Here is a 15,734-nt window from a genome sequence, read left to right as displayed (position 1 = left end):
GGGATCACTCACGGATGGCTTGAGGGGCTGGCAACAGCGGCGCCGGACCCTGGGGAGGAAGATGCGGCAGCGGGCCGCGGCACGGCGATTCACTCATAGGAGGCGGGCGGCGGCGTCGCGCCGGAGGGGTCGTCTCGCAGCATCAGGTAGCCCGGCACGGTGGTCCTGAGCAATTGCAGCGGGTTGGTGCCCAGCCGCGACAGGCCCACCAGCTCCAGTTGCAGCATCAGCCGCGTGGTGGCTTGGGCCGTGCCGGTGGAAATGCGCTCGCCTATGGCGCGGAAAATCCAGCAGCCCGCGTCGTATTCGAAGCCGCCGATGCCGTCCACCAGGCGGCTTTCCTTCTTGCTGTAGAGCGTGCGGCCCACGGCATAGAGCGTGCCGCCGCCGCCGCAGCCGCCGCTGCTGTCGCGCTTGATGAGCGAGCCGGGCACGGTGCCGTACACCGGCCACTGCCAGCCCACCTCGATCTGATCGCTAGAGTCGCGCGTGTAGCGGTAGCGCAGGGCCAGCGTGCGGTAGGGGCCGGGCGAGTAGCGGGCGCCGGCCGTCCAGCTCGACACCTGCCCCGTCTGATGCTTGTATTGCAGCGTGCCGTCGGCGTTCCAGTGCTGCGTGATCGTCGACGCACCCTGCAGCAGCAGGTCCGACAGCCGCTGCGTGATGGGCACGCCGTCGGCCGTGATGCGCTGGTCGCTCAGCAGCACCCGCTGCGCAACGCTGAAGCGGCCAACCTCGTTGCCGCCGGCCGCATCCAAAAAGCGCGAGGTCACGCCAGCGGTGATCTGGTTGGCGTCCGAGACCCGGTCCACGCCCGTGAACGTGTTCTCGGCGTACAGCGAGGTGATGTTGAAGTCCTTGACCGAGCTGTCGAACAGCGGCGTGCTCTGCGCGTGGTAGGGCGTGCGCACGTACAGCAGCCGCGGCTCCAGCGTCTGGCGCAGATTGGAGCCGAACAGGCTGAAGGGGCGCTCGAACACCAGGCCCGTGTCCACGCTGAGGGTCGGGATCAGGCGCGAGGTGCTGGTACGCCCGTCGCTGAGCGCCTGGTCGAAGCTGTAGCTCGCGGCGTTGAACGACGCCTTGGGCGTGAGCCAGCCCCAGCTCGTGGTCCAGGGCCGGCTCAGCGAGCCCAGCGCGTGCACGCGCGTCGCCTCTATGGTGGTCGGATCGGCGGAAGGCGCGCGGCTGAAGCGGTTGATCTCGGTCTGAAGCTCCATGCGCAGACCACCGCCCAGGGGCGCGCCGCCCTGCAGGCCGATCTGCGGCAGCCGCTCGTAGGGCGGCGTGATGCGCGCAGCCGGATCGGTGTCCTGCAGCACCTGCCAGCTCAGCACGCGGGCGTAGCTGCGCCACTGGCCGCCGGCCAGGCCCAGGTCGCCCAGGCCGCGGTCCACCTGCGCCTCCGCCCCCAGCAGCCGCGGCGTGAGGTAGGGGTTGGTGCGCGCGTTCATCAGCGCGCTGGTGCCGCGGGTGAAGTCTTTCCAGTAGTTGTCGTCCGACACGCGCACGCCCGCGGTGCGGTAGCCCATGTCGTAGGCCGTGCCGCTGTGCTCGAAGCCGAAGGCGTAGCGCGTCTCGCCGGCCACACGGTCGTTGGGCAGCAGGTTCAGGTTGAGCCGGCCCTGGTAGGTGGGCTCCAGGTAGCGGTACTCGCTGTTGAGGCCGGGGCCGCGGCGCGCGGACAGCGTGGGCGTGAGCGTGGCGTCGCGGTTGGGCGCGATGTTCCAGTAGTAGGGCACGGCCACGTCCAGGCCGTTGCGGTTGTCGATGTTGATGAAGGGCGGCAGCCAGCCGGACTTGCGCTCGTCCGACAGCGGAAAGCTCAGCCGCGGCGCGGCCAGGATGGGCACGCCCATGAAGCGCAGCACGCCGCCGCGGGCGATGCCTTCGTTGGCGTCCATGTCCAGGTCCACCCGCTCGGCCGTCAGCAGCCAGGCCGGCGCGCCTTCGCCGTCGAGGCCGCAGCTCGTGTAGTTGCCCTCGATGATGCGGGCGCGGTTGGGACCCAGGAAATCCACCCGCTCGGCCGTGCCGCCGCCCTTGGTCACGGCGATGAAGTATTCGGGCTCCAGCACGTAGCCCTGGCTGGTGTCGAGCTTGTATTCCAGCTCGGTGCCCTTGGCGCGGTTGCCCTGCTGCGACATGCGCACGTTGCCCTCGGCCTTGAGCACCTGCGTGTCCTGGCGAAAGCGGACGCGGTCGGCCTGCACGCGCACGTCGCCGCGGCGCACGTCCACCTCGCCCTCGGCCTCCACGTCCACATCCGGACGCCCGCCTATGCGGTCGGCCTGCACGTCCACGGGCAAGTTGGCATCGGCACCGGCCTGCTGGCGCGCGGGCGCGGAAGCGGGCGCCGGGACCGGCACCGCCGGCGCGGCGGGCAGGGCGGGCGGCGGGGTGAAGTCGTCCATGGCCCCGACCTGGGCCGCGGCGCCCAGCGGCAGGCCGGCCGCCAGGGCCAGGGCCAGCAGCCGCTCGGCACGCGGACGCGGCAACCGCGGGGGCAAGGCGACAGGACGGACGTGGGTGGGCAGGCGCAAGGCGGCGACGGGCGGTTGCAGGCCGGGGCGGCGGCCGGGCCGGCGCGCGCGAAGTTGGGCGCCGGGAGCGGTTCGTAAAATCGCGCCGATTATCCATGAGGGTCAGCCCACCCCCGCGCGCGCCGCCGCGCCCAAGCCCGGGGCGTGTCGCCCCCGGCCCTGACCTTGACCGCCATCCCGCCCAACGCCCTGCGCCCATGAGCACCACCACCACCTGGACCGACCCTGCCCGCGAGCAGGCCTTCAACGCCTGGCTCGCGCCGCTGGCGGCACGACACGGCCTGCGCCTGGAGTCGCTGCGCCCGGCCTCGGCCGACGCGAGCTTTCGCCGCTACTTCCGCATAGACGCCCAGGACGCCGGCGGCGCCTCGCGCATCGTCATGGACGCGCCCCCGCCGCAGGAGGACGTGCGCCCCTTCGTCCACGTCGCCGGCCTCATCGCCGCGGCCGGCCTGCACGGCCCCGAGCTGCTGGCCGTGGACGAGGCCCACGGCTTCCTGCTGCTGTCCGACCTGGGCCAGCAGCTCTACCTGGACGCGCTGCGCCAGGCCGACGCGGCGCAGGCCGACGTGCTCATGCGCCAGGCCATCGCCGCGCTGGTGCAGTGGCAGGCGCGGGTGGACGCCTCCACGCTGCCCCTGTACGACGGCGCGATGCTGCAGCGCGAGCTGGCGCTGTTCCCCGAGTGGTGCGTGCAGCGCGAGTTCGGCATCACCTGGACCGACACGCAGCAGGAGCAGTGGGCGCGCGTGGCCGCGCTGCTGACGGCCAGCGCCCTGGCGCAGCCGCGCGTGGCCGTGCACCGCGACTGGATGCCGCGCAACCTCATGGTGGGCGAGGGCGGCCCGCGCATCCTGGACTTCCAGGACGCCGTGCGCGGCCCGGTGAGCTACGACATCGCCTCGCTGCTGCGCGACGCCTTCGTCTCCTGGGACGAGGAGCGCGAGATCGATTGGGCCGTGCGCTACTGGCAGGCCGCCCGCGAAGCCGGCGTGCCGCTGGACGGTGGCCTGCAGGACGACTTCGGCGAGTTCTGGCGCGCCATGGAATACATGGGCCTGCAGCGCCATTTGAAAGTGCTGGGCATCTTCTGCCGCCTGAAGCACCGCGACGGCAAGCCCGGCTACGCCGCCGACCTGCCGCGCTTCTTCACCTACGCCACCAAGGTGGCCATGCGCTACCGCCAGCTCCAGCCGCTGCTGCCGCTGCTGGAGCCGCTGTCGGGCACCTTCGTGGAGCAGGGCTACACGTTCTGAAGCGGCGCCGCCCATTGCAGGCGGCGCCTCGGGGTGGCGCTTACTTCCTGCGCGCCGCCACGGCCGCCTCGGCCTTGGCCACCAGGGCTTCGCCGACCGTCTTCTTCCACTTCTCGTAGACCGGGTGCGTGGCCTTGACGAAGGCTTCGCGCTCGGCCGCCGAGAGCTTCACCACGCTCACGCCGTTGGCGGCGATGTCCTTGAGCACGGCGGGATCGGCCTCGGCCAGGCCCTTGCGGGCGACGTCGATCTGCTGCTTGCCGGCGTCCACGGCGGCCTGGCGGACGATGTCGCGGTCGGCCGGCGTCCAGCTCTCCCACACGTCGCGGTTGACCACGAAGATCAGCGGATCGGCCACGTAGCCCCACAGCGTCAGGTGCTTCTGCGCCACGGTGTGCAGCTTGGCGGCGCTGAAGATGGACAGCGGGTTCTCCTGCCCGTCCACCGCGCCGCTGGCCAGCGCCGGCTGCGCGTCGGACCAGCTCATCTGCGTCGGGTTGGCGCCCAGCGCGGTGAAGGTGTCGATGAACAGCGGCGAGCCCACCACGCGCAGCTTCAGGCCCTTGAGGTCTTCGGGCTTGCGGATGTCGCGCTTGGAGTTGCTCAGCTCGCGGAAGCCGTTCTCGCCCCAGGCCAGCGGTACGACGCCGCCCTTTTCCAGCGCCTTGAAGATGTCCTTGCCCGGCTCGCCCTGGGTGATGGCGTCGATGGCGGCGTAGTCCGGCATCAGGAAGGGCAGCGAGAAGAGGTTGAGCTCCTTGACCTGCGGCGACCAGTTGATGGTGGAGCCTATGGCCATGTCGATCACGCCCTGGCGGATGGCGGTGAGCTCGCGCGTCTGGTCGCCCTGCACCAGCGACACGCCGGGGTAGAGCTTGATGTTGATGCGCCCGCTGGTGCGCTGCTTGACCAGGTCGGCCCAGATCTCGCCGCCCTTGCCCCACGGGAAGGCCGGGCCCAGCACCAGCGACATCTTGTATTCAGGCTTGTAGTTGGCAGGCACTTGGGCCTGCGCGGCGGTGCCCAGCGACAGGGCGGCGGCCAGCGCCGTGGCGGCAGCGGCGAACAGGTTGCGGCGTTTCATCTTTTGTCTCCAGGAATGGACTTGGGGGAAGGAGGGAACGGGAAGGATGAGCGGACTTGCTCAGTAGCCCAGCCGCTGCGGCAGCCACAGCGCCAGGGGCGGGAACACGATGACCAGCAGCATGGCCAGGCCCATGGCCAGCAGCAGCCAGAGGACCCAGGGAATCGTGGACTCCATGCGCACGCCCGCGATGCGGCAGGACACCATGAGGTTCACGGCCATGGGCGGCGTGAACTGGCCCAGCGCGACCTTGAGCGTGAGGATCACGCCGAACCACACCAGGTCCCAGTGGTAGGTCTGGGCGATGGGCAGCAGCAGCGGGACGAAGATCAGGAAGATGGAAATCCCGTCCAGGAACATGCCCGCGATGATCATGGCCAGGATGAGCAGGGCCAGCACGCCGTACTCGCCCAGGCCGGAGTGCACGATGGCCTGCGTGACCGGATCGATGATGGAGAGGGTGGACAGGGCGTAGGCGAACACGCCGGCCAGGGCCACCACCATCATGATCACCGCCGAGATCTCGGCGCCCTCGCGCAGGATGGGGAACAGGTCGCGCACGGTGATGGTCTTGTGCACCGCCATGCCCACGAACAGGCCGTAGAACACGGCCACCACCGCGGCTTCAGTCGGCGTGAACCAGCCCGCGCGCATGCCGCCCAGGATGACGAAGGGCGCCGCCAGCCCCCAGGACGCCTCTTTCAGCGCCGGCCAGAACGCCGGCCGCGGCAGCCTGGCTTCCGCCGCGCCCATGCCGTGGCGCCGCGCCAGCCACACGGCCGGCACGATCAGCGCGATGCCCGCCAGCACGCCCGGCACCATGCCGGCGGCGAAGAGGGCCGGCACCGAGGCACCGGGCACCATCACCGAGTAGACGATGAAGGCCACCGAGGGCGGGATGAGGATGTCGGTGGCCGCCGCCGCGCCCACCACGCTGGCCGAGTAGGCCGGCGGGTAGCCGGCGCGGCTCATGGCCGCGATCATCACGCTGCCCACGGCCGCGGCGTTGGCGGGGCCTGAGCCGGAGATGCCGCCCAGGAACATGGCCACCACGATGGCCACCAGCGGCAGCATGCCGGGGCCGCGGCCCACGATGGCGATGGCGAAGTTCACCAGCCGCTGCGCGACGCCGGAGCGGTCGAAGATGGAGCCGACCAGGACAAACATCGGAATGGCCAGCAGCGGGTACTTGGCCAGGCCGGCGTAGAAGTTCTGCGGGACGGCCAGCAGTCCGAAGAGCTGCGTGGTGGTGTTGGCCAGCGCGATGGCCAGCCCGCCCCCGATGGACAGCGCCACGCCGATGGGCACGCCCAGCAGCATGAGGACGATGAAAACGGCAAACAGCAGCGCGGCGATCATTGGGCACCGCCCTTCTTGCGGGCGTTGCGCAGGAACAGGCCGAAGGCCCGCGCCGCGATGGCGAAGGACAGCACCGGCAGCCAGATGGAGTACCACCACTTGGGCAGGCCGATGCCGGGCGTCGTTTCCTCGAAGCGGTACTCGTCCCACACCAGGCGGATGCTCAGGCCCGCCAGCACCAGGAAGAAGGCGGCGGAGCACAGCGCGCCGAAGCGCGCCATGCGGCGGCGGCGCTCGGGGCTGCCGCTTTCGCTGAAGTACTCGATCTTGATGTGCCGGTCGCGCGCCATGGCGGCGCAGCCGCCGGCCAGCGTGGTGACGATGAGCAGGAAGACGGAGATCTCCTCGGTCCACGCCAGCGACTGGTCGGTGAGGTAGCGCACCACGACGTTGGCGAAGGTGATCAGGCACAGCGCGCCCATGGAGAGCACGGCCAGCCAGTCCTCCAGCGCGAGCGGCACCTTGACGGGCGCCATCTCGGGTTCCTGGTCTATGAGCGTGGCGGCAGGCAGCGGCGGCTCGTGCGGCGGCGCTGCGGAATCGGCGGGCTTCATGGTCACGGCAGGCCCGGCGGTGGCGGCCGGGCGGGTTCAGGCAAAGACGGCGATTGTTACCGCTTGCCTGGGCGTGACGGTTGCGGGCCTTGCTTAGGGCGCTATGGACCGCCCGCAGTGCTCATTCCAGGCGGCCTGCTTCAGGCGCAGGCCGCCCAAGGGCGTTCACGGCATCGCCGCCACCACCTGTGCCACCGCCGCCGTCAGCCGGCGTGCGTAGTCCAAGTGCAGGAACTCGTTGGGCCCGTGCGCGTTGCTCTTGGGGCCGAGCACGCCGCAGACCATCATCTGCGCCTTGGGGAAGCCCTCTTGCAGCATGCCCATGAAGGGGATCGTTCCGCCCTGGCCGATGTAGCCGCAAGGCTCGCCGTAGTGGGCGGTGGAGGCGGCATCCAGCGCCGTGGCCAGCCAGGGCTGCAGCGAGGGCGCGTTCCAGCCGTTGGCGCCCAGCGCGCCGGCGCGGCCGTCGGCATGGAAGGTGACCTTGGCGTTGTAGGGCGCGTTGTCCTCCAGCAGTTGCTGCAGCTTCAGCGCGGCGCTGTTGCCGTCCAGCGTGGGCGGCAGGCGCAGCGAGAGCTTGAAGGCCGTGTAGGGGCGCAGCACGTTGCCCGCTTGCGACAGCTCCGGGAAGCCGTCCACGCCCGTGACGGAGAGCGTGGGCCGCCAGGTGCGGTTGAGCAGGGCCTCGACCGGGTCGGTAGTGACGGGCAGCGCGGGCGCGCCGTCGTTGCCGCAGGCCCAGGGGTAGCGCTTCCAGACCTCGTCGCCCAGCGCGGCGGCCGTGGCCTGGGCCTGGGCGATGCGCTCCTGCGGAATCTCGACGTGGAAATCCGGCGGCAGCAGGGCGCCGGTGCGGGCGTCTTCCAGGCGGTCCAGCACCTGGCGCAGGATGCGGAAGCTCGACGGCACCAGCCCGCTGGCGTCGCCCGAGTGCACGCCCTCGGTGAGGATCTGCACTTTCAGCACGCCGCTGACCATGCCGCGCAGCGACGTGGTGAGCCAGAGCTGGTCGTAGTTGCCCGCGCCGGAATCCAGGCAGACGACCAGCCCAACGTCGCCCAGGCGAGCGCCGAGGGCCGAGACGTAGGCGGGCAGGTCGAAGGAGCCGCTTTCCTCGCAGGTCTCGATCAGGCCCACGCAGCGCGGGTGCGGCGTGCCCTGGGCCTTCAAGGCTTCGATGGCCGACACGGCGGCGTAGATGGCGTAGCCGTCGTCGGCGCCGCCGCGGCCGTAGAGCAGGCCGTTTTCCACCTTGGGCGTCCAGGGGCCGAGGTCCGGGCGCCAGCCGGTGAATTCGGGCTGCTTGTCGAGGTGGCCGTAGAAGAGGACGGTCTGGCCGGAGCCGCCGGAAGTGGTCGCCTCCACCTCGAAGAAGATGACCGGGGTGCGGTCCGGCAGGCGGATGACTTCGAGCTTGAGCCCCGGCACGCGGCGGGACTCGACCCAGCGCGCGGCGTCTTCCAGCACGCGGTCGATGTAGCCGTGGGCGGCCCAGTCCTTGTCGAACATGGGGCTCTTGGCCGGCACCCGGATGTAGTCCACCAGGGCGGGCTCGATGCGCTGCTTCCAGGCCTCGTCGGCGAAGGCGCGCAGGGCTTGGGGGTCGGGGTGAAAACGTTCGGGGGCGTTCATGGCGGGCTCCGGCAAGGAATCGATCGATTCTAGGAGCCGCCTTTTTCACTCCTGGCAAAGGCGGGATGGACCCGCCCAACGGTTCAGCCCGTCGTCAGCCCCGCTCCAGCCTGAACACCGCCGTGCTCGCCATGAGATTCGGCCACGCATCCACCTTGCGGCCGTTGTGCAGCCCAAACGACTGCAGCACACGCAGCCCGCACTGGCCGGCCAGCACTTCGAAGTCGGCGAAGGTGCCCACGCGGATGTTGGGCGTGTCGTACCACTGGTAGGGCAGTGTCTTGGTCACGGGCATGCGCCCGCGCAGCACGGAGAAACGGTTGGGCCAGTGCGCGAAGTTCGGGAAGCTCACGATGGCGCTTCGGCCCACGCGCGCCGTCTCGCGCAGCAGCTCCGCCGTGTTGCGCAGGTGCTGCAGGGTGTCGAGCTGCAGCACCACGTCGAAGCTGCCGTCCTTGAAGAGTCCCAAGCCCTCGTCCAGGTTGCGCTGGATGACGTTCACGCCGCGCTTGACGCATTCCAGCACCTTGGCGTCGTCGATCTCCACGCCGTAGCCCGTGCAGCCGCGCTCCTTGCGCAGCAGCTCCAGCAGCGCGCCGTTGCCGCAGCCCAGGTCCAGCACGCGGCTGCCCTTAGGCACCATTTGGGCGATGAGGCTCATGGCCTGGCGGTCGCTCATGCGCCCTCCCGTTGCGTCGCCACGGCCGGCACGGCGGCCGCGCCGCCCAGGCTCTGCACTTCCTCCGCCACGCGCTCGAAATAGGCGCGTACCACGCCGTGGTAGCGCGGGTCCTCCAGCAGGAAGGCGTCGTGGCCGTGCGGGGCGTCGATCTCGGCGTAGGCCACGTCGTGGCCGTTGTCCAGCAGCGCTTGCACGATCTCGCGCGAGCGCTGCGGCGAGAAGCGCCAGTCGGTGGTGAAGCTCACCACCAGGAATTTCGCGGTCGCCTTGGCCAGTGCCGCCGACAAGTCGCCGCCGTGCTCGCGCGCGGGGTCGAAGTAGTCCAGCGCGCGGGTGATCAGCAGGTAGGTGTTCGCGTCGAAGTACTCGCTGAACTTGTCGCCCTGGTAGCGCAGGTAGCTCTCGATCTGGAACTCGATCTGCTGCGTGCTGTAGGCCAGCTCCGCGGCGCGCAGGGCGCGGCCGAACTTGGCCTCCATGGAGTCGTCGGACAAGTAGGTGATGTGGCCGATCATCCGCGCCACCCGCAGGCCGCGCTGCGGCACCACGCCGTGGGCGTAGAAGTGGCCGCCGTGGAACTCGGGGTCGGTGCAGATGGCGCGGCGCGCCACCTCGTTGAAGGCGATGTTCTGCGCCGACAGGTTGGGGGCACTGGCGATCACCAGCGCATGGCGCAGGCGCTGCGGGTGCTGGATGGTCCAGGACAGGGCCTGCATGCCGCCCAAGCTGCCGCCGATGACGGCCGCGAGCTGCTCTATGCCCAGCGCGTCCAGCAGCCGGGCCTGGGCGTTGACCCAGTCCTCCACCGTCACCACCGGGAAATCCGCGCCCCAGGGCTGGCCGGTGGCGGCGTTGACGTCCTTGGGGCCCGTGGAGCCGAAGCAGGAGCCGGGGTTGTTGACGCCTATGACGAAGAAGCGGTCCGTGTCCAGCGGCTTGCCGGGGCCGACCAGGTTGTCCCACCAGCCCTCGCTCTTTTCCTTGCCGGCGTAGGTGCCCGCGACGTGGTGGCTGGCGTTGAGCGCGTGGCACACCAGCACGGCATTGCTGCGCTCGGCGTTGAGCGTGCCGTAGGTCTCGTAGGCCAGCGTGTAGTCAGTGAGCTGCGCGCCGCTCTTGAGCGGCAGCGGCAACGCGAAGTGCATGCGCTGCGGTGTGACATGCCCGATAGAACCCATGGATGAAACCCGTCCCTCCAGAAGCAAAAAACCCGGCGCCGCTCAAGCGGACACCGGGTGTGGGCGTCCCTCTTTAGCTGTATTTGTTGAGCGCCCGCAATCCGGAACAAATCGGCGCTGAAGGAATAAGTATAGGCGAGCCGCAAAGCCCGCCCGGGCCGCGGCGCCTGGCCCGGCGCTGCGACAAATCAACCGATCAGGTCTTGGGCACCGCGGTGGCGATGAAGCTCGCGCGCGCCTCCAGCTTGTCCGACAGGCGGGCCAGGTTGGGATGGTCGCCGCGCCAGTCGATGTGCGGGAAGCGGAAGGACAAATAGCCCACCGCGCAGCCCACGGCGATGTCGGCCAGCGAGAAGTGGTTGTTGACGCACCAGGCGCCGTCGCCCAGCGCCTGCGACATGGCCTTGAGCGCGGTCTGCACGCGCAGCATCTGCCGGTCCACCCAGGCGGGGCTGCGTTGCGCGTCGCTGCGGCCGGCCCAGGTCAGCTCCAGGCGGGCCAGGACGGCGGCGTCCAGCACGCCGTCGGCCATCGCCTCCAGCGTGCGCACCTCGGCGCGTTCGCGACCGCTGGCGGGAATGAGCCGGCCCACGGGCGAGAGCGTGTCCACGTACTCGACGATCACGCGCGAGTCGAACACCGACTCGCCCGCCTCCGTGATCAGGCAAGGCACCTTGCCCAACGGGTTGGAGGCCAGGATCGCGTCGCTCCCCCAGACGTCTTCCTGGACGAATTGATAGTCCAGCTTTTTTTCCGCCATCACGATGCGCACCTTGCGCACGTAGGGGCTGGTGAGCGATCCGATGAGCTTCATGCCTGAAAGAATTCCCTAACGCGCCGATTTTAAGTAATGCCGGGGTCCAACCCAGACGGTGGGGGGACCGTCCTACTTCGGTCGCCCGCCTCCAGCGTGAAATCCACCTCGCGCGGCCGGCCCGGCAGGTCCAGCTCCACCGCCTGGCGCGGCGCGCGCGCCAGCACCCGGCCGCCGCGCACCACCAGCAGCCGCGGCGCGCGCAGCCGCACCGCCTCTTCCGTGGAGCGTGACTGCAGCAGCACGAAGTCGCCGCGGCAGCCGGGCTGAAGCCCGTAGCCCTCCAGGCCCAGGATGCGCGCATTGTTCACCGTCACGGCGTCGAAGCAGGCGCGCTGCCCCGCCACCGAGCCCATCTGCGCCACGTGCAGCCCCATGGCCGCCACCTCCAGCATGTCGGCCGAGCCCAGCGGATACCACGGGTCCATCACGCAGTCGTGCCCAAAGCCCACGTTCACGCCCGCGGCCATGAGCTCCGGCACGCGCGTCATGCCGCGGCGCTTGGGGTAGGTGTCGTGGCGGCCCTGCAACATGATGTTGATCAGCGGGTTGGCCACGGCATTGAGCTGCGCCTCGGCCATGAGCGGCAGCAGCTTGGAGACGTAGTAGTTGTCCATGGAGTGCATGGACGTGAGGTGCGAGCCCGTCACGCGCCCGTGCAGCCCCAGGCGGTGGGTGTGGAAGGCCAGCGCCTCCACGTGGCGCGAGAGCGGATCGTCGCTCTCGTCGCAGTGCATGTCCACGCGCAGGCCGCGCTCGGCCGCCAGCTCGCACAGCAGCCGCACGCTCTCGGCGCCGTCGGCTGTTGTGCGCTCGAAGTGCGGAATGCCGCCCACCACCTCCACGCCCAGGTCCAGCGCGCGCTTGAGGTTTTCGAAAGCTCCCGGGCTGCGCAGCACGCCGTCCTGTGGGAAGGCCACGAGCTGCAGCTCCAGGTAGGGCGCCACCTGCTTTTTCACGTGCAGCAGCGCCTCCACGGTGAGCAGCCGCGGGTCGCTCACGTCCACGTGCGAGCGGATCGCGAGCAGCCCGCGCGCCACGGCCCAATCGCAGTAGCGCAGGGCGCGCTCGACGAGGGCCTCCTGCGTCAGCAGCGGTTTCAATTCGCCCCAGAGCGAGATGCCTTCCAGCAGCGTGCCGCTGACGTTCACCCGCGGCTGGCCGTGGCTGAGCGTGGAGTCCATGTGGAAGTGCGCGTCCACGAAGGGCGGGCTCAGCAGCCAGCCGCCGCCGTCCAGCACCGGCGTGCCTTGCGGCGCCGGCAGGGCGGGGCCCACGGCGGCGATGCGCCCTTCGCGCACCAGCACGTCCACGCCCGCGCGAGCGTCAGGCAGGCGCACGTCGCGCAGCAGCAGATCGGAGCCTCCCGTCATCGCCTGTGCCGCCATCACTTGGTGCCGAACAGCCGGTCGCCCGCGTCGCCCAGGCCCGGCAGGATGTAGCCGTGCTCGTTGAGCTGGCGGTCGATGGCGGCGGTGTAGACGGGCACGTCCGGGTGCTGGGCGTGGAAGTTCTGCAGCCCCTCCGGCGCGGCCAGCAGGCTCACGAAGCGTATGGAGCGCGGCTTCACCTCCTTGAGCCGCTCCACGGCGGCGGCGGCGGAGTTGCCGGTGGCCAGCATGGGGTCGAGCACGATGGCGTCGCGCTCCTCCATGTGGTCCGGCATCTTGAAGTAGTACTCCACGGCCACCAGCGTGCGCGGGTCGCGGTACAGGCCCACGTGGCCCACGCGGGCGCCGGGGATGATCTCCAGCATCCCGTCCAGGAAGCCGCCGCCGGCGCGCATGACGGAGACGAAGACGATCTTCTTGCCATCGATCACCGGCGAGCGCATGGGCTCCATGGGCGTTTCGATGTCTATGAGCTGCGTGGGCATGTCGCGCGTGACCTCGTAGGCCATGAGCATGCTGATCTCGTGCATCAGCCGCCGGAAGCTGTTGGTGCTGCGCTCCTTTTCGCGCAGCAGCGTGAGCTTGTGTTGCACCAGCGGGTGATCCAGAACGTGGACAACAGGCATGGACGCTCTCCCTCGTGGATGAATCTGTGTGCTCGTTGAAGGTGCCGGCTCGTCAGAACACGGTGCCGTCGCTGTCGATGGCCACCGGCGGCGCGCCGCCGGGGCGCCGCTCGGCGGCGATCTGCCGCCCCGCCGCCCAACTGCCGCCCTCCAGCAGGCAGCCCAGCGGCAGGTGCTCGTTGGCGAGCAGCGCGCGCACGCGCGGCAGCAGGGCGTCCAGCAGCGAGACGGTGAGCGAGCGCCACTCGATCACCCAGGCCTCGCCCGGCACGCGCAGCCGGGTGCCGAACTCGGCATCCAGCGGGACGATCACGCCCGCGTCCAGCAGCAGCCCGCCGTTGCGGTACTCGGGCAGGCCGGTCAGCGCCTCCAACTCCGTGATGTGCACGCCCGCCGCCTCGAAGGGTTCCACCAGCGACCACGTCAGCCACTGGCTGAGCTTGTGGAAGGGCACCCAGCCGGCGCTTGGGCCTTCGCCGCCCGCCAGCGGATGCGCCCAGGCGTCGCCCACCGGCACGCCCAAAAACTGCTGGCCGCTGGGCCAGATGGCGCTGAAGCCGTCCAGCAGCGCCTGCAGCAGCCGCGGCGCGGCCACGTGGTGCTGGTGCTGCGTGCTGCCCGGCACCACGTGGTGGTGGTGCAGCCGCGGCGCATGGTGGTGGTGGGTGAGCGCGTCGAAGAGGTGGCCGGGCCGGCCGTCGGCCGTGAAGGTGTCCGGCTGCGCGCGCAGCGCCTGCGCCAGGCGGCGCAGCAGGTTGACGCGGCCCTCCAGGCCGAGCAGCGGGTTGATGTCGCGCACCTGGAAGAGGGCGGCCAGCGTGGGCACGTCCATGCGCGAGAGCGCCTTGGCGTCCACGCGGCAGGGGTCGCCCGGGTCGCTGGAGAAGGCGCCGGCCAGGAAGGCGCGCAGGCTGGCCACGGCCAAACCTTCCGAACGCGAGAAGGTTTGCCCGCTCTCGGTCTCGACGTACTGCCACTGCGCGCCCGCGCCGGCGTCCAGCAGCACGCTGATCATGACCAACTCGATGTGCGCGCGCGCCCGCGCCACGTGGCTGTGGCCGGCCAGGCGGGCATTGACCTCGGCCAGCCGGTCCACGCCGCCGGCCTCGAAGTGGCGCCAGCGGCTGTGCAGCGGAATGCGCCCGTCGGGGAAGCGCGATTGCGTGAGCGCCGCGATGCGTTGCGCCACCGCGTCCAGCCGCCCTTCGTCCAGCCGGAAGTGCTCGGAGCGGCCCTCCCGCACGCCCTGGGTGATGTGGGCGCAGCGTTGGCGCACCGTGGCGGCCTGGCGCAGCCGCCGCACGCCCTCGGAGACGTCGCCGGGCATCAGCGTGGGGGTGAGGTCATTCGACAAGGTCGCGCCCCTTGGTGGCTGCGAGTTGGGCGGCATCGGGGATGCTGCCGTCGGTGAAGTAGCCCGCGGCGATCTTGGCCTCGATCTCCACGCGCGCGTCCGCGGGGACGAGCTCGTCGGGGATCTTGATGCGCTCGCCGACCTCGATGCCGCTGCCGGTGATGGCGTCGTACTTGTCGTTGCTCATGCTCACCAGCCGGTGGATCTTCTTCACCCCCAGCCAGTGCAGCACGTCGGGCATCAGCTCCTGGAAGCGCATGTCCTGCACGCCGGCCACGCACTCCGTGCGCAGGAAGTACTTGTCCGCGCTGTCGCCACCCACCTGGCGCTTGCGGGCGTTGTAGACCAGGAATTTCGTCACCTCGCCCAGCGCGCGCCCTTCCTTGCGGCTGTAGGCAATGAGGCCCACGCCGCCGGCCTGCGCGCCGCGAATGCACTCCTCGATGGCATGCGTGAGGTAGGGCCGGCAGGTGCAGATGTCGGAGCCGAACACGTCGGAGCCGTTGCACTCGTCGTGCACGCGGGCGGTGAGCGTGACCTCCGGGTTGGCCAGGTCCTGCACGTTGCCGAAGACGTAGAGCGTCTGCCCGCCAATGGGCGGCAGGAACACCTCCAGGTCGCCGCGCGTGACGAGTTCCGGGTACATGCCGCCCGTTTCCTCGAACAGCGTCTTGCGCAGCACGGCCTCGCTCACGCCGAAGCGCTTGGCCACGCCCGGCAGCCACCACACGGGCTCGACGGCGATCTTGGTGACGGTGGCCGATGAATCCTCCAGCAGGATCTTCCCGTCCACCTGCAGCCGCTGGAAGGCCAGCGCCTGGCGGATTTCCGGCAGGTGGATGTGCGCCTGGGTCACGGCGATGGTGGGCCGAATGTCGGCGCCCGCGGCCAGCAGATCGGAGAACACCTCGGCGACGGAGGCACCCAACGGGTCGATGGAGACGATCTTTTCCGCGTCGGCCCACTGCGGGTAGGGGCCGATGCGGTCGGTGGGCGAGGTGTTGGTGAGGTCGGCGCGGTGGCCCTTGGTGAGGTTGCCCGCGGCGACCGCCAGGGCGCGGTAGACGCCGTAGCTGCCGCTGTGCGTGCCTATGACGTTGCGCTGGCTGCGGTTGGTCGTGGTGCCTATGACGGGCCCTCGCTCCTTCGGATCGGCCGCCCCCCAGTGGATGGCCGGGGCGCCGCCGGCGCCCTGTCCGGGATGGGAAGTCAGTCGGATGTGGCTGCTGCGTGTGGAGCTGGCCGATTCGGTGGACATCAC

Annotated in this window: 13 protein-coding genes; 1 reads left to right on the top strand and 12 read right to left on the bottom strand. The window is 70.3% G+C overall.

What is annotated here, in order from left to right:
* Positions 1-89: 89 nt before the first annotated feature.
* A complete protein-coding gene (locus tag SM757_RS07515; protein ID WP_322464978.1) occupies positions 90-2,498 on the bottom strand; it encodes an LPS-assembly protein LptD in 2,409 nt (802 codons plus the stop codon).
* 242 nt (positions 2,499-2,740) lie between these two features.
* Here SM757_RS07515 and SM757_RS07510 point away from each other — a divergent pair, with 242 nt between their 5' ends.
* Entirely contained in the window at positions 2,741-3,799 is a 1,059-nt protein-coding gene (locus SM757_RS07510; RefSeq protein WP_322464977.1) for an aminoglycoside phosphotransferase family protein, read from the top strand.
* 40 nt (positions 3,800-3,839) lie between these two features.
* On the opposite strand, the gene SM757_RS07505 is transcribed toward SM757_RS07510, so the two are convergent.
* From SM757_RS07505 to SM757_RS07455, 11 genes are all read right to left on the bottom strand, one after another.
* Positions 3,840-4,883: a DctP family TRAP transporter solute-binding subunit gene (locus tag SM757_RS07505; protein ID WP_066330631.1), complete on the bottom strand. Its 1,044-nt coding sequence runs from the start codon at positions 4,881-4,883 to the stop codon at positions 3,840-3,842.
* Between the two features lie 60 nt (positions 4,884-4,943).
* Positions 4,944-6,242, bottom strand: a complete 1,299-nt coding sequence (locus tag SM757_RS07500) for a TRAP transporter large permease (RefSeq protein ID WP_322464976.1) — start codon at positions 6,240-6,242, stop codon at positions 4,944-4,946.
* Complete coding sequence (locus tag SM757_RS07495; protein ID WP_407655743.1) at positions 6,239-6,796, bottom strand: TRAP transporter small permease; 558 nt, start codon at positions 6,794-6,796, stop codon at positions 6,239-6,241. The genes SM757_RS07500 and SM757_RS07495 overlap by 4 nt, the downstream gene beginning before the upstream one ends.
* Positions 6,797-6,961: 165 nt before the next feature.
* Positions 6,962-8,428, bottom strand: coding sequence for a M20 family metallopeptidase (locus SM757_RS07490; RefSeq protein ID WP_322464975.1), 1,467 nt, complete (start codon positions 8,426-8,428; stop codon positions 6,962-6,964).
* Positions 8,429-8,522: 94 nt separating this feature from the next.
* A complete protein-coding gene (metW, locus tag SM757_RS07485; protein ID WP_322464974.1) occupies positions 8,523-9,107 on the bottom strand; it encodes a methionine biosynthesis protein MetW in 585 nt (194 codons plus the stop codon).
* Entirely contained in the window at positions 9,104-10,288 is a 1,185-nt protein-coding gene (gene metX / locus SM757_RS07480; protein ID WP_322464973.1) for a homoserine O-succinyltransferase MetX, read from the bottom strand. Before metX ends, metW begins: the two co-directional genes overlap by 4 nt.
* Before the next feature lie 196 nt (positions 10,289-10,484).
* Positions 10,485-11,102 (bottom strand): glutathione S-transferase N-terminal domain-containing protein, encoded by a 618-nt coding sequence (locus SM757_RS07475; RefSeq protein ID WP_322464972.1) that lies wholly within the window; start codon positions 11,100-11,102, stop codon positions 10,485-10,487.
* Positions 11,103-11,131: 29 nt separating this feature from the next.
* On the bottom strand, positions 11,132-12,475 hold the full coding sequence (locus SM757_RS07470) for an amidohydrolase family protein (protein WP_322464971.1): 1,344 nt from the start codon (positions 12,473-12,475) through the stop codon (positions 11,132-11,134).
* Positions 12,476-12,489: 14 nt separating this feature from the next.
* Positions 12,490-13,119 (bottom strand): uracil phosphoribosyltransferase, encoded by a 630-nt coding sequence (gene upp, locus SM757_RS07465; protein ID WP_066330617.1) that lies wholly within the window; start codon positions 13,117-13,119, stop codon positions 12,490-12,492.
* 52 nt (positions 13,120-13,171) lie between these two features.
* Positions 13,172-14,473, bottom strand: coding sequence for a URC4/urg3 family protein (locus SM757_RS07460; protein ID WP_322464970.1), 1,302 nt, complete (start codon positions 14,471-14,473; stop codon positions 13,172-13,174).
* Complete coding sequence (locus SM757_RS07455) at positions 14,463-15,731, bottom strand: GTP cyclohydrolase II (protein ID WP_322464969.1); 1,269 nt, start codon at positions 15,729-15,731, stop codon at positions 14,463-14,465. Before SM757_RS07455 ends, SM757_RS07460 begins: the two co-directional genes overlap by 11 nt.
* Between the last annotated feature and the right edge of the window lie 3 nt (positions 15,732-15,734).

It is taken from the genome of Azohydromonas lata (genome assembly GCF_034427735.1).
Classification (GTDB): domain Bacteria; phylum Pseudomonadota; class Gammaproteobacteria; order Burkholderiales; family Burkholderiaceae_C; genus Azohydromonas; species Azohydromonas lata.
The sequence above is the reverse complement of the archived record's forward strand: the minus strand, read 5'-3'. Positions and strand labels throughout refer to the sequence as shown.